This window comes from Nonomuraea sp. NPDC001699, from assembly GCF_053596455.1.
In genome coordinates, this window is the sequence record NZ_JBSFGF010000001.1 from 504793 (window position 1) to 518710 (window position 13918).

Genomic DNA, 13918 nt, shown 5'->3' on the forward strand with positions numbered 1-13918 from the left:
TGGTGACGTCGGTCACTCATCGCAATAACATACCGGCGAGTAGGTAGTTCGTTTCAGTACTTAACCACCCAAACAGGCGTCCGTGCACCTGCACACATGGAGGGTCCATGAACCGGGTCGTCGTTGGCAGCGTCCTCATCGCCGTCGGGGCATTCCTCATCGTTCTGGCTCCCCTGGTCCGTCTCCAGGTCGCGCCCGCCTTCATGGCCGCCAAGGGCGACCAGTACAGCATCAGCAAGCTGCACGCGACGGGCGCCCAGTACTTCAGCATCCCCGACGGCAAGGTGCTGACCGCCGACCTCGACATCATCGTGACCACCCGCGGTGACGTGAAGGAGGCCAGCGACGACCGCGTCGTCTGGGACGAGTTCACCGCCGTCAACGACGTCACCAACAGCAAGCCCGGCATCAACTTCAGCGAGCGGCGCAGCGCCTTCGACAAGCGCACCGGCGTCGGGCTCAACTGCTGCGGCGTCAGCATCGACAAGGCCCCCGTGCAGCTCCAGGGGCAGATCTACAAGTTCCCGTTCGACGTGGAGAAGAAGACCTACCTGGTGTTCAACGCCAGCGCGGGCAAGGCGTTCGACGCCAAGTTCGTCGGCGAGGAGCAGGTCGACGGGCTGGCCACGTACAAGTTCGAGCAGACCGTCCCCGAGACCAGGACGCAGACCCTGAACGCCCCCGCCGCCTGGTTCGGCATGGGCACCACGGGCGACGTGCAGCTGAACCGGTTCTACTCCGGCACCGTCACCTACTGGATCGAGCCCACCACCGGCGCGCCCGTCAAGCAGGAGCAGGTCCGCAACGAGGTGCTCAAGAGCCAGGACGGCATCGAGCGCTCCAAGGCGTTCGTGGCCACCGCCAAGATGACCGACGACACGGTCAAGAGCCTGGTCGACAGCGCCGCCGACGGCAAGAGCCAGATCAACCTGATCAGGACCACGCTGCCGATCGTGCTCGGCGTGGTCGGGGTCGTCCTGCTCCTGGGCGGCCTGCTGCTCGCCCTGCGCGGCCGCCGGTCCGCATGAGCCAGGGCGTGGTCGCCCGGCCCTGGTCGCCCGCGCCCGCGCTGGCCCTGGTCAGGGCGGCCCGGCCGCGCCAGTGGCTGAAGAACCTGCTCGTCCTGGCCGCCCCCATGGCGGCCGGGGTGCTCGGGCAGCCGGGCCGGCTGCTGTCGGCGCTGCTCGTCCTGGCCGCCTTCTGCCTGGCCGCCAGCGGCTCCTACCTGCTGAACGACGCCTCCGACGTCGAGGCCGACCGGCTGCACCCGCGCAAGCGCCGCCGTCCCGTCGCCTCCGGCGCGGTGTCGGTGCGCACGGCCCGGGTGGCGGGGGTCGTCCTGCTGGTCCTCGGGCCCGCGGTCGCCGCGCTCACCGGCGGCTGGCAGCCGCCCGCGGTCGTCGCCGGGTACGTCGCCCTGACCCTGGCCTACACGACGTGGCTCAAGCACCAGGAGGTCGTGGACCTCATCGCGGTCGCCGGCTGCCACGTGATCAGGGCCTACGCCGGGGCCGTCGCCGTCGGCGTGCCGGTGACCGGCTGGTTCCTCGTGGTCGTCTCGCTGGCCGCACTCCAGCTCGTGGCCGGCAAGCGCGAGGCCGAGCTGCGGTCGCGGGGCGTGTCGGGGACGCGGGCCACGCTCGCCGCGTACCCGGCCGCCTATCTGACGCAGGTGCGGGTCATGGCGTCCGGGGCGATGATCGTCACGTACTGCCTGTGGGCGCTGAACGCGCACGAGAACCTGTTCTACGGGCTCAGCATCGTCCCGTTCCTGCTCCTGGTGCTCCGGCACAACCTGCTCGTCGAGCGGGGCGCCGGGGAGGAGCCCGAGGAGCTGGTGATCCGCGACCGGCACACCCTCGTCTTCGCCGCCGCGCTGGTCGTCCTGGTGGGGCTCGGGATCTACGCGTGAGCACGTTCCTCACCGGCTGGGGCCGCACCGCGCCCACCCCCGCCGTGCTGCGCCGCCCGCGCTCCCTGGACGAGCTGCGCGACCTGGTCGTGGCCGCGCCGGGCCGCGGCGTCGTCGCCCGCGGGCTCGGCCGCTCGTACGGCGACGCCGCCCAGAACGCCGGCGGCCTCGTCCTGGACTGCACCGGCCTGGACACGTGGAGCTTCGACGAGCACACCGGCGTCGTGACCGCGGCGGGCGGGGTCAGCCTGCACGAGGTGATGACGGCGCTCGTGCCCCAGGGCTGGTTCGTGCCCGTGAGCCCCGGGACCAGGCACGTCACGGTCGGCGGGGCCGTCGCGGCCGACGTGCACGGCAAGAACCACCACCGCGACTCCTCCTTCGGCGCCCACGTCCGCTCGCTCACCCTGGTGACCGCCGACGGCGCCGCCAGGGTGCTGCGTCCCGGCGAACCGCTCTTCCGGGCGACCGTCGGCGGCATGGGGCTGACCGGGGTGGTGGCCGAGGCGACGTTCGGCTGCGTGCCCGTGGAGACGTCCCTGATGCGGGTGGACGTCCGGCGCACCGCCGACCTGGACGAGACCCTCGACGTCATGGCCCGCACCGACGACCGCTACCGCTACACGGTCGCCTGGATCGACCTGCTCGCCCGGGGACGCCGGATGGGCCGCAGCGTGCTGACCAGGGGCGACCACGCGCCGCGCGACCCGGAGAAGCCGCCGCCGGGCTTCGCGCCCGGCGGCGAGGACGCCCTGGCCTTCGCGCCGCGCGCGCGGCTGCACGCGCCGCCGTGGGCGCCGGACGGCCTGCTCAACGGGCTCAGCGTGCGGGCGTTCAACGAGCTCTGGTACCGCAGGGCGCCGCGGAGCGCGACCGTCACGCAGGGCCTCGCGCCGTTCTTCCATCCGCTCGACTTCGTCGAGGGCTGGAACCGCATGTACGGCTCGCGCGGCTTCGTCCAGTACCAGTTCGTCGTGCCGTTCGGCGCGGAGGAGACGCTGCGCGGCATCGTCGGGGCGTTGTCGGCGCACGGGACGGTGTCGTTCCTGACCGTGCTCAAGCGGTTCGGTCCCGGTTCGGGCGGTCTGCTGTCCTTCCCCGTGCCCGGCTGGACCCTGGCCCTGGACATCCCGGCCGGTCAGCGCGGCCTGAGCGGGCTCCTGCGCGGCTTCGACGAGCGTGTCGCGCAGGCCGGGGGACGGGTGTACCTGGCCAAGGACGCCCGCCTGCGCGCCGACATGATGGCGGCGATGTACCCCGAACTGGAACGATGGCGGAGCATCAGGGACGAGGCCGACCCGGAGGGCCTGTTCCGCTCGGACCTGTCCAGGAGACTACGACTGTGACCACCGCTTCGCCCTCGACGGCCGGCGCCGCGCTCGGGAGGGCCGCCGCTTCGCGCCCCGGGACCGTCGCTTCGGGCCGGAGGGCCTTGTGAGGAACGCGCTCGGGGCCGTGGACAGTGTGCTGCTGCTGGGCGGCCGGAGCGAGATCGGCCTGGAGATGGTCAGGCTGCTGGTCGGGCTGGGCGCGACCAGGGTCGTGCTGGCCGTCCGGGGCGAGCTCGCGCCGCCGGCCGACCTCGCCGCCGAGGTGCACGTCCTGCCGTTCGACGCGCTGGACGTGGGCTCGCACGCCGCCGTCCTCGACCGGGCCGTGGAGCTGGTGGGCGACCTCGACGTGGTGATCTCCGCGTTCGGCGTGCTCGGCAGCCAGGACGACTACGACGCCGACCCGGCCGCCGCCGCCGAGGCCGTCGCGGTCAACTACGGCGGCCACGTCTCGGTGGACCTGCACGCCGCCAGGGTCCTGCGTGAGCAGGGACACGGCACTCTCGTGGTGCTCTCGTCGGTGGCCGGCGCGCGGGTGCGCAAGGCCAACTTCGTCTACGGCTCGGCCAAGGCCGGGCTCGACGGGTTCGCGCAGGGGCTCGGCGACGCGCTGCACGGGTCGGGCGCGCGCGTGCTGATCGTCCGTCCCGGCTTCGTCGTCGGCCGGATGACCAAGGGGCTGCCGCCCGCCCCCCTGTCCTCGACGCCCCGCCAGGTGGCCCTGGCCGCCGTGCGCGCGCTGCGCGAGGGCGCGTCGTCGGTGTGGGTGCCGCGGGCGCTCGGCCCGGCGTTCGGCCTTCTGCGCCTGCTTCCGAGGCCGCTCTGGCGCCGGCTGCCGCGCTAGGACGCGTTCCACGCGTGGGGGCCGACCGACCAAAGGTTCTAGAGTAGAACGCGTTGCAGTTCGGCTGCGCCGCGGCTTATCGTCGGGCCATGCGGACACGTGTCACGGACATGTTCGGAATCGAGCTCCCGATCTTCGCGTTCAGCCACTGCCGGGACGTGGTCGCCGCGGTCAGCCGCGCGGGCGGCATGGGAGTGCTCGGCGCGCTCTACTTCACCCCGGAAGAGCTCGAAATGGAGCTCAAGTGGATCGACGACCACGTCGACGGCAAACCGTACGGGGTGGACGTGGTCATGCCCGCCTCCTACGAGGGCGCCGACTTCGCCCCCGAGGAACTGGTCGGCCGCCTGCAGGCGATGATCCCCGAGGGGCACCGCGCGTTCGTCGAGAACCTGCTGGGCAAGCACGGCGTCCCGGCGCTGTCGTCCGACGCCGATCCCGGCAGGGTCCTGCTCGGCTGGACCGACGCCACCGCCCGTCCCCAGGTCGAGGTCGCGCTCCGCCATCCCATCGCCCTGCTGGCCAACGCCCTCGGCCCGCCACCGGCCGACGTCGTGGACCTGGCCCACCGGCACGGCGTCAAGGTCGCCGCCCTCGCCTCGACCCCGCGCCACGCGCTCAAGCAGGTCGAGGTCGGCGTGGACGTCGTCGTCGCCCAGGGCACCGAGGCCGGCGGCCACACCGGCGAGATCTCGACCATGGTGCTCATCCCGCAGGTGGTGGACGCCGTGGACGTCCCCGTCCTCGCGGCGGGCGGCATCGGGAACGGCCGGCAGATGGCGGCCGGCCTGGCCCTGGGCGCGGAAGGCGTCTGGACCGGCTCCCTGTGGCTCACCGTCGAGGAGGCCGACACCCCCGAGATGGCGAAGCGCCGCATCCTGGAGGCCACCTCGCGCGACACCGTGCGCTCGCGAAGCTGGACCGGCAAGCCGGCCCGCCTGCTCAGGAACGAGTGGACCGAGGCGTGGGAGTCGCAGGAGTCGCCGGGCACGCTGCCGATGCCGCTGCAGTTCATGCTGGTCTCGGACGCGCTGCGCCGGATCGGCCGGTCGGACGCCTCCGAGCTGGCCACGTTCCCCGCCGGGCAGGTCATCGGCCTCACCAACCAGGTGCGCTCGACGAAGGACGTGGTGTTCGGGCTCGTGGAGGAGTACGCGGACGCCCTGGAACGCCTCGGCCGCATCACCGAGGACTGATCGTCCGGCTGTTACCGTGGGGACGTGTCGGTCTTATACGTGCCGTACCACCTCGATGAGCACCAGCCTGATCTCAACGTCCCGCTGCCCGGCGGCGTGCCCGTCGCCGAGTTCGCCGTGGAGCTGCCCGGACCGGACGTCTGGTCGCGGCTCGGGCGGCTCTACGACGCCGTCGCCACCACAGTCGAGCGGGCCGTGCGGGCGGGGGAGAGGCCCGTCGTGGTCTCCGGCGACTGCACGGTGTCGATCGGCATGACGGCGGGCCTGCAACGAGCCGGGCTCGACCCCTCGATCGTCTGGATCGACGCCCACGGCGACCTCCAGACGCTGGAGACGACCACGTCGGGCTATCTCGGCGGCATGGCGCTGCGCTTCCTCCTCGGCTACCGCCCCCGCGACGTGGCCGACCGCCTGGCCCTGCGTCCGCCGCCCGAGGACCGCGTGCTCCTCGTCGACGCCCGCGACCTCGACCCGCCCGAGGCCGGCTACCTGGCCTCGTCGGGCGTGACCCGGGCGGGCCTCGACGAGGTGACGCCCGAGAGCCTGCCGCCGGGCCCTCTCCTGCTCAACCTGGACCTGGACGTCCTCGACCCGTCCTGCCTGCCCGGCCTGCGCTACCCGGCGGCCGGCGGGCCCGACGTCCCGGCGCTGCTGCGGGCCGTACGGGTGGTGCTGGGCAGCGGCCGGCTCGCCGCGCTCAATCTCGCCTGCACGTGGCACCCGGGCCGGGACGACCCCGGCGGCGTCCGCGAGCGCCTGGTCGCGGCGATCCTCGCCGACCTGCGGGACAGCGCGGGCTGACCCCGCAGGGCGTGCCTCCCGGCGTGAGGTTCCCCGTCAGTCGAACATGCCGGGCACGTAGTCGCCCGCGGGCTGCTGGGTGACGACGTTCACCCGGTTGAAGGCGTTGATGAGGGCGATCAGGCACACGAGCGCCCCGAGCTGCTCCTCGTCGTAGTGCTTGGCGGCGTTCGCCCAGACCTCGTCCGGGACGCCGCCGGCGGCGTCGGCGATGCGGGTGCCGTGCTCGGCCAGCTCCAGCGCGGCCCGCTCGGCCTCGGTGAACACCTTGGCCTCCCGCCAGGCGGCGACCAGGTTGAGCCGGATCGGGGTCTCCCCGGCGTGCGCGGCGTCCTTGGTGTGCATGTCGGTGCAGAAGCCGCAGCCGTTGATCTGGCTGGCCCGGATCTTCACCAGCTCCTGCGTCGCGAGGGGGAGAGCCGAGTCCATGATCACCTTGTTGGACGTGATGAGGTGCTTGAGGACCTTGGCCGTGATCTGGTTCTGGAAGAGGTTCATGCGAGCTTCCATGACGCGCTCCTTGCCGTGGCTGATTGCTTCCACCTCTCCGACGGGACAGCCCGGCCGCACGTGACAGGAATGGATGTGACGTGTGTCTCTCCGTGTGCCGGGGTCAGTGGCCCTCGTACCGGGCGGGGCGCTTCTCGCGGAACGCCCGGGTGCCCTCCTTGGCGTCCTCCGAGCCGATCACCGGCCAGCCCAGCTCGTCCGACACCTTCAGGGCCTCCGGCTCCGGCATGCCCAGCGTGTCCCGGTACGTCCGCAGAATGGCCTGCACCGCCAACGGCCCGGAACCGGCGATGTCCTCGGCCAGCTCACGAGCCGTCGCCAGCGCCTGGCCGTCCGGCACGACCCGGTTGACCAGGCCCATCGCCAGGGCCTCGGCGGCGGTGACGGAACGGCCGGTGAGCAGCAGGTCCATCGCGTGGCAGTACGGGATCTGGCGCGGCAGCCGGATCGCGCTGCCGCCCATCGGGAAGAGCGCACGTTTGGCCTCGAAGAGCCCCAGGGTGGCCGATTCCGCCACCACTCTCAGATCGGTGCCGACCAGCAACTCCGTGCCACCGGCCACCGCGTGACCCTCGACGGCGCTGATGATCGGCTTCGTCGGCAGGTCCTCCCTCAGGAGCCCCTTCCAGTGGAAATTCGGGATCTGGGCGGCCCTTGCCTGGACGTCCGGATCGGTCGAGGGTTGGCCCATGGCCTTGAGGTCGGCCCCGGCGCAGAACGTCCCCTCCGCCCCGGTCAGGATCGCGACCCGGATCGAGGGCTCGGCCGACGCGTACGCCCAGGCCGAGGCCAGTCCGATCAGCATGTCCGAGGAGAGGGCGTTGCGGGCCTCCGGCCGGTTCATCGTGACGGTCAGGACGTGGCCGTCGCGTTCCACCCGGCAGTGCGGGGTGCTGATCGGCAGAAGCTCCATGTACGCCTCCCAAGTCCCAGAAGCTACAGAATCAAGCGCTTGCTACGGACTTTACCCGCGGGATACGCTCCGCACAGCAAACGAGAACAAGTTCCTGTTTTGCTACGCCTGAGCTGAGGAGATCAGATGGGCACGCTCGGTTTCTGGAGGCTGGCGCAGGCGGATCCCGAGTGGATCGCGGCCGTCGACCCCGACGGCACGGAGCACCGCGCGGGTGACCTCCTGGCCCGCTCGAACCGCCTCGTCCACGGATTACGCGAGCTCGGCCTCCAGCCGGGCGACGGCATCTGCGGCCTGGTGCCGAACGGCGCGGACGGCCTCGTCCTCTATCTGGCCGCGCTCCAGGCGGGCTGGTACTACACGCCGATCAACTGGCACCTGACCGGCCCGGAGATCGCCTACATCGTGTCCGACAGCGAGGCCAAGGCGTTCTTCGTCCATCCCCGGTTCCTCCAGGAGGGCGCCAGGGGAGCCGAGGCGATCGAGCCGCACCGCCGCTTCCTCCTCGGGGACGGCCGGCAGGACGGCTTCCGCCCGGCGGACGACCTGACCGGCGGGCAGCCGGACACCGCGCCGCCCGACCGCACGGCCGGCGCCACCATGCACTACACCTCGGGCACCACCGGCCGGCCCAAGGGCGTCAGGCGCACGCTGAGCGGCCTCGACCCCGACGACGGCGCCGAGCTGATGACCTTCCTGCTCGGCCTGTTCGGCATCACGGCCGGACCGCCCAACGCGCACCTGGTCACCTCGCCGAGCTACCACACCGCCGTCACCCAGTTCGGCGGCAGCGCCCTGCACATGGGCCACACCCTCGTCTACATGGACAAGTGGGACGCCGAGGAGACGCTCCGGCTGTGCGAGCGCTACCGCGTCACGAACTCCCACCTGGTCCCCACGCACTTCAAGCGCCTGCTCGCGCTCCCCGAGGCCACCAGGGCCAAGTACGACCTGTCCTCGCTCAAGTGGATGATCCACGCCGCCGCCCCCTGCCCGGTCCCGGTCAAATGGGCGATGTTCGAGTGGTGGGGCGACTGCATCTACGAGTACTACGCGGCCACCGAGGGCGGCGGCACCCTGGCCACGCCCGAGGGCTGGAAGTCGCACCCGGGCACGGTCGGCTCCGCCTGGCCCATCAGCGAGCTGCTGATCGCGGACGACCAGGGCGAACCCGTCCCGACCGGCACGCCAGGGACGATCTACATGAAGATGATGGGCGTGCCCTTCGAGTACAAGGGCGACCCCGCGAAGACCGCCGCGAACCGGCTCAAGGACTACTTCACGGTCGGCGACATCGGATACCTGGACGAGGACGGCTTCCTCTTCCTCTGCGACCGCAAGGCCGACATGATCATCTCCGGCGGGACGAACATCTACCCGGCCGAGATCGAGAACGAGCTCATGGTCCATCCCAAGGTCGCGGACGTGGCCGTGTTCGGCATCCCGGACGAGGAGTGGGGCGAGCAGATCAAGGCGGTCGTCGAGCCCGCGCCGGGCGTGCCGCCGGGGCCCGGGCTCGCCGCCGAGCTGATCGCCTCACTGGAGGGCCGCCTGGCCCGGATGAAGTGGCCCAAGAGCATCGACTTCATCGCCGAGATGCCCCGCGAGCCCAACGGCAAGCTGCTCAAACGCAAGCTCCGCGCACCGTACTGGGAGGGTCACGACCGTGCCATCTGACGACCCGCTGGTCGCCCAGCATGTCCTGGAGTTCCCCGGCGGCTACACCCGGACGACCGGGCCGGTGATCGGGCGTTTCCTCACCGAGCTACGTGGCCGCCGCATCGTCGGAGTGCGTACGAAAGAGGGCAAGGTCCTCGTACCGCCCCTCGAATACGACCCCGCCACCGGCGAACCCGTCACCTCCGAGTACGTCGAGGTCGGCCCGGCCGGCACGGTCACCTCCTGGGCCTGGGTGCCCGAGCCCCTGGCGAACCACCCGCTCGACCAGCCCTTCGCCTGGGCCACGATCCTGCTGGACGGCGCCGACACCGCGCTCGTGCACGCCGTCGCCGCCGACAATCCCAAGGCGTTGTCGAAGGGCTCCCGCGTCTGGCCGGTGTGGCGCGACCTGCCCACCGGCCACATCACCGACATCGCCCACTTCGCGCCCGAGGTCACGAAGATCGTGTCCAACGTCCGCGCCGAGTACCGCCTCCAGGCGGGCGGCTCGCTCCGCGTCTTCCTGGAGGGCGTCGAGCGCGGCGTCTTCCTCGGCGGACGCTGCGAGCAGTGCGACCAGGTGTACGTGCCCTACCGGATGTCCTGCCCCCAATGCGGAGGTCTCATCCCGGAGACGCTCGAACTCCCCGATACCGGGACGATCACCACGTTCGCCATCAACAACCTGCCGGATCCGCGCGCTCCGGAAGTGCCGTTCGTCTCCGCCTACATCCTGCTCGACCACGCCGACATCCCCATGATCGCGCTCATCGGCGACGTACCCGCGCACGAGGTGCGCCAGGGCATGCGGGTCAGGGCCGTCTGGGTGCCCGAGGAGGAGCGGAGCAAGTCCATGGCGAACATCCGCTGGTTCGCCCCCACCGGCGAGCCCGACGTGGAGCTGTCATGAGAGAGGTCGCGATCGTCGCGTTCGCGCAGACCGTCCACACCGACCACGACACCGGGCTCACCGAGCCCGAGCTGATCCTGCCCGTGATCAGCGAGGTCAAGGAGCGGACCGGGCTGACCAGGTTCGGCTTCACCTGCTCGGGAAGCTGCGACTACCTGGCCGGGGCCCCGTTCTCGTTCGTCAGCGCCCTCGACGCGCTCGGCGCCTGGCCGCCCGTCTCCGAGAGCCACGTCGAGATGGACGGCGCCTGGGCCCTGTACGAGGCGTGGGTCCGCCTCCAGCACGGTGACATCGACTCGGCCCTGGTCTACGGCTTCGGCAAGTCGTCGCTCGGCGACCTCCGCACGATCATGACCCTCCAGCTCGACCCCTACTACCTGGAACCCCTCGGTCTCGACCAGCTCTCCCTGGCCGCACTCCAGGCGAACGCGCTCGACGCGGACAGGAAGCACCTCGACGAGATCGTCCGCAGGTCCAGGGCGGACGGCAGAAGCAACCCGTACGCGCTCGACCTGCCCGAACCGGACGGCGAGGACGTCGCCGTCGAACCCCTCAGAAGAACGGACGTGCCGCCCATCACGGACGGCGCGGCGGCGATCGTGCTCGCCACGGACGAACTGGCCCGGCGGCTCACCAGCCGTCCCGCCTTCATCAGGGGCATCGCCCATCGCATCGAGCCCCACTACCTGGGCATGCGGGACCTGGCCCGCTCGGCCTCCGCCGCCGACGCCGCCCGAGCCGCCGGGGTCGGCAAGGGCCCGGTCGAGGTGGCCGAACTGCACGCCCAGTTCCCCCACGAGGAGCTGATCCTCCGATCGGCGCTCGAACTGGGCGGCGACACGGTGATCAACCCCTCCGGCGGCCCGCTCGCCGCCAACCCCGTCATGGCCACGGGGCTCATCCGCATCGGCGAGGCCGCGCAGCGCATCCTGGACGGCGGCGCGAGCCGCACCGTCGGGCACGCCGCCGGCGGCCCCTGCCTTCAGCACAACCTCGTCACGGTCCTGGAGGCGTGAATCATGGGCAACCGGTGCGCGGTGATCGGGGTCGGGCAGACGCACTACACCACCAAGCGCAGGGACGTCTCCATCGCGGGCCTGGTCCGCGAGGCGGCGCTGCGGGCCCTGGAGGACGCGGGGCTGACGTTCAAGGACATCGACGCCGTCGTGGTCGGCAAGGCGCCCGACCTGTTCGAGGGCGTGATGATGCCCGAGGCGTACCTGGCCGACGCGCTCGGCGCGGCGGGCAAGCCGATGATGCGGGTGCACACCGCGGGCAGCGTCGGCGGCTCGACGGCGCTGGTCGGCGCGAGCCTCATCCAGGGCGGCGTGCACGAACGGGTGCTCGTCGTGGCCTTCGAGAAGCAGTCGGAGTCCAACGCGACCTGGGCGCTCTCCACCCACCTGCCCTTCAGCGCCTCGCTCGTGGTCGGCGCGGGCGGCTACTTCGCGCCGCACATCCGCGAGTACATGCGCAGGTCGGGCGCGCCCGGCCACGTCGGCACGCTGGTCGCCGTCAAGGACCGGCTGAACGCGCTGAAGAACCCCTACGCCCACCTCAGGATCCCCGGCATCGACCAGAAGATGGTCGAGTCCACGCCGATGCTCTGGGAGCCGATCCGCTACCTGGAGACCTGCCCGTCCAGCGACGGCGCCTGCGCGATGGTCCTGGCCGCCGAGCACAAGGTCACCGGCACCCCCGCCTGGGTGCACGGAACCGCCATGCGCTCGGAGCCCATCTTCCGGGCCGGCCGCGACACCGTCAGCCCCCAGGGCGGCAAGGACTGCGCCGCCGACGTCTACCGCCAGGCCGGCGTCACCGACCCGCGCCGCGAGATCGACGTGGCCGAGGTGTACGTGCCCTTCTCCTGGTACGAGCCGATGTGGCTGGAGAACCTCGGGTTCGCGGCGGAAGGCGAGGGCTGGAAGCTGACCGAGTCCGGCGCCACCGCCCTCGACGGCGACATCCCGTGGAACGCCTCGGGCGGCGTGCTGTCCAGCAACCCGATCGGGGCCTCGGGGCTGATCAGGTTCGCCGAGGCCGCCCTCCAGGTCCGCGGCCAGGCCGGCGAGCACCAGGTGGACGGCGCCCGCACGGCGCTCGGCCACGCCTACGGCGGCGGAGCCCAGTTCTTCGCGATGTGGATCGTCGGACGGGAGAAGCCCTGATGGAGTTCAACCACGCGGACCTGTTCGAGGCGCTCGCCGACGCGATCGGGGACCGCACCGCCGTCATCTGCGGCGCCGACCGGCGCACCTACGCCGAGCTGGACGCCGAGGCCAACCGGCTCGCCCACTACCTGACCGACCTGGGCGTCGGGCCGGGCCAGCACGTCGGGCTGCACCTGTACAACGGCGTGGAGTACCTGGCCGGGCTGCTGGCCGCGCTCAAGATCCGGGCCGTGCCGATCAACGTCAACTACCGGTACGTCGAGGCCGAGCTGCTCTACCTCTACCAGGACGCCGACCTGCGCGCGCTGGTCTACGACGTCGAGTTCGACCCGCGCGTGGCCGCCGTCGCGCACCAGGCGCCGCTGCTGGACCATCTGATCGCGGTCGGGGGCGAGTCGTCGATCGCCTCCGCGGTGCCGTACGCGGCGGCGCTGGAGCGCGGCAAGCCGGAGCGCGGCTTCGCCCCGCGCACCGGCCAGGACGTCTACATCATCTACACCGGCGGCACCACCGGCATGCCCAAGGGCGCGATGTGGCACGTCGAGGACCTGTTCATGGCCTTCGGCGGCGGCAACCCGTACGGCGACCCGCGCGCCACGCCGCAGGAGGTCGTGGACGAAGCCGTCAAGGCCGGTCCGATGGTCATGATGGCCACCTCGCCGCTCATGCACGGGGCCGCGCAGATGGCCACGTTCATCAGCTGGTGGGCGGGCGGCACGATGGTGCTCGTCCCCAGGTTCGACGCCGAGGAGGTGTGGCGGGCGGTCGAGCGCGAGCGCGTGCTCACCGTCAGCATCACGGGCGACGCCATGGCCCGGCCGCTGGCCGAGGCGCTGGAGACGGGCACGTACGACCTGTCGTCGCTGTTCGTGGTCAGCTCGACCGGCGCGATCCTGAGCGGCGCGGTCCGCGACCGGCTCCAGAGCCTGCTGCCCGGCGTCATGATCGTGGACAGCTTCGGCTCGACGGAGTCCGGCTACACCGCCTCCGCGCTGCCCGGCTCCACGCCCGAGACCGGGCTGCGCTACCAGCCCAACCCGTCGGCGAGGATCAGCGTCCTGGACGAGCGGGGACGTCCCGTTCCGGCGGGTTCGGGGCAGATGGGGACGGTGGCCAGGTCGGGACGGGTGGCATTCGGCTACTACAACGACCCGGACAAGTCGGCACGCACGTTCGTCACCGACCCCGACGGCACCCGCTGGCTGCTCACCGGCGACCTGGCGACCGTGGACGCCGACGGCACCGTGCACGTGTTCGGCCGGGGCTCGCAGTGCATCAACACCGGGGGCGAGAAGGTGTTCCCGGAGGAGGTCGAGGCCGTGCTCAAGGGGCATCCGGCCGTGTTCGACGCGGTGGTGACCGGTGTGCCGGACGACCGGTGGGGGAGCAGGGTGGCGGCCGTGGTCGAGCCGCGCCCCGGCGTCGAGCTGACCGCCGCCGAGCTGGACGTCCACTGCCGGGCGTCGTTGTCGGGGTACAAGGTGCCGCGTTCGTACGCGTTCGTGGAGGAGATGGTGCGCTCCCCGGCCGGCAAGGCCGACTACCGCTGGGCCAGACAAACCGCCGAGTCCGCCACCACCCCCTGACCACCCCTCCCTAGGGCTCGGCGCCGCCACCCGCGGCCTGTCCTTCGCCGGGCGCGGTGCCGTCGCTGTGGGCGCGTTCCGCGCG

The 13918-nt window shown here is 71.8% G+C and carries 13 protein-coding genes; 11 read left to right on the forward strand and 2 right to left on the reverse strand.

Annotation, left to right across the window (positions count from 1 at the left end):
- Positions 1-107: 107 nt before the first annotated feature.
- From ACWCSU_RS02450 to ACWCSU_RS02475, 6 genes are all read left to right on the forward strand, one after another.
- A complete protein-coding gene (locus ACWCSU_RS02450; protein ID WP_449933025.1) occupies positions 108-1028 on the forward strand; it encodes a DUF3068 domain-containing protein in 921 nt (306 codons plus the stop codon).
- A complete protein-coding gene (locus ACWCSU_RS02455) occupies positions 1025-1912 on the forward strand; it encodes a decaprenyl-phosphate phosphoribosyltransferase (protein ID WP_449933027.1) in 888 nt (295 codons plus the stop codon). Before ACWCSU_RS02450 ends, ACWCSU_RS02455 begins: the two co-directional genes overlap by 4 nt.
- Positions 1909-3258: an FAD-binding protein gene (locus ACWCSU_RS02460; protein ID WP_449933029.1), complete on the forward strand. Its 1350-nt coding sequence runs from the start codon at positions 1909-1911 to the stop codon at positions 3256-3258. The genes ACWCSU_RS02455 and ACWCSU_RS02460 overlap by 4 nt, the downstream gene beginning before the upstream one ends.
- Before the next feature lie 88 nt (positions 3259-3346).
- Positions 3347-4087: an SDR family NAD(P)-dependent oxidoreductase gene (locus ACWCSU_RS02465; protein ID WP_364086522.1), complete on the forward strand. Its 741-nt coding sequence runs from the start codon at positions 3347-3349 to the stop codon at positions 4085-4087.
- Between the two features lie 89 nt (positions 4088-4176).
- Positions 4177-5283: an NAD(P)H-dependent flavin oxidoreductase gene (locus tag ACWCSU_RS02470; RefSeq protein WP_357702936.1), complete on the forward strand. Its 1107-nt coding sequence runs from the start codon at positions 4177-4179 to the stop codon at positions 5281-5283.
- A gap of 24 nt (positions 5284-5307) precedes the next feature.
- Complete coding sequence (locus ACWCSU_RS02475; RefSeq protein WP_449933032.1) at positions 5308-6084, forward strand: arginase family protein; 777 nt, start codon at positions 5308-5310, stop codon at positions 6082-6084.
- 36 nt (positions 6085-6120) lie between these two features.
- On the opposite strand, the gene ACWCSU_RS02480 is transcribed toward ACWCSU_RS02475, so the two are convergent.
- Both ACWCSU_RS02480 and ACWCSU_RS02485 read right to left on the reverse strand, forming a co-directional pair.
- Complete coding sequence (locus ACWCSU_RS02480; RefSeq protein ID WP_357702933.1) at positions 6121-6594, reverse strand: carboxymuconolactone decarboxylase family protein; 474 nt, start codon at positions 6592-6594, stop codon at positions 6121-6123.
- Between the two features lie 103 nt (positions 6595-6697).
- Positions 6698-7507 (reverse strand): crotonase/enoyl-CoA hydratase family protein, encoded by an 810-nt coding sequence (locus tag ACWCSU_RS02485; protein WP_357702931.1) that lies wholly within the window; start codon positions 7505-7507, stop codon positions 6698-6700.
- Positions 7508-7633: 126 nt separating this feature from the next.
- Here ACWCSU_RS02485 and ACWCSU_RS02490 point away from each other — a divergent pair, with 126 nt between their 5' ends.
- From ACWCSU_RS02490 to ACWCSU_RS02510, 5 genes are read left to right on the forward strand one after another with little or no spacing between them, the layout of a single operon-like run.
- Positions 7634-9184, forward strand: coding sequence for an acyl-CoA synthetase (locus ACWCSU_RS02490; RefSeq protein WP_357702929.1), 1551 nt, complete (start codon positions 7634-7636; stop codon positions 9182-9184).
- Positions 9174-10076 carry a Zn-ribbon domain-containing OB-fold protein gene (locus ACWCSU_RS02495; protein ID WP_449933035.1) on the forward strand — a complete coding sequence of 301 codons (903 nt, stop codon included), beginning with the start codon at positions 9174-9176 and terminating at the stop codon, positions 10074-10076. The genes ACWCSU_RS02490 and ACWCSU_RS02495 overlap by 11 nt, the downstream gene beginning before the upstream one ends.
- The gene (locus ACWCSU_RS02500; RefSeq protein ID WP_449933037.1) at positions 10073-11092 is read left to right on the forward strand and encodes a thiolase domain-containing protein; all 1020 of its coding nucleotides are present in this window, start codon (positions 10073-10075) and stop codon (positions 11090-11092) included. The genes ACWCSU_RS02495 and ACWCSU_RS02500 overlap by 4 nt, the downstream gene beginning before the upstream one ends.
- A 3-nt stretch (positions 11093-11095) precedes the next feature.
- The gene (locus ACWCSU_RS02505; protein ID WP_357702923.1) at positions 11096-12244 is read left to right on the forward strand and encodes a thiolase domain-containing protein; all 1149 of its coding nucleotides are present in this window, start codon (positions 11096-11098) and stop codon (positions 12242-12244) included.
- The gene (locus ACWCSU_RS02510; protein ID WP_449933039.1) at positions 12244-13833 is read left to right on the forward strand and encodes an acyl-CoA synthetase; all 1590 of its coding nucleotides are present in this window, start codon (positions 12244-12246) and stop codon (positions 13831-13833) included. The genes ACWCSU_RS02505 and ACWCSU_RS02510 overlap by 1 nt, the downstream gene beginning before the upstream one ends.
- Positions 13834-13918: the final 85 nt, after the last annotated feature.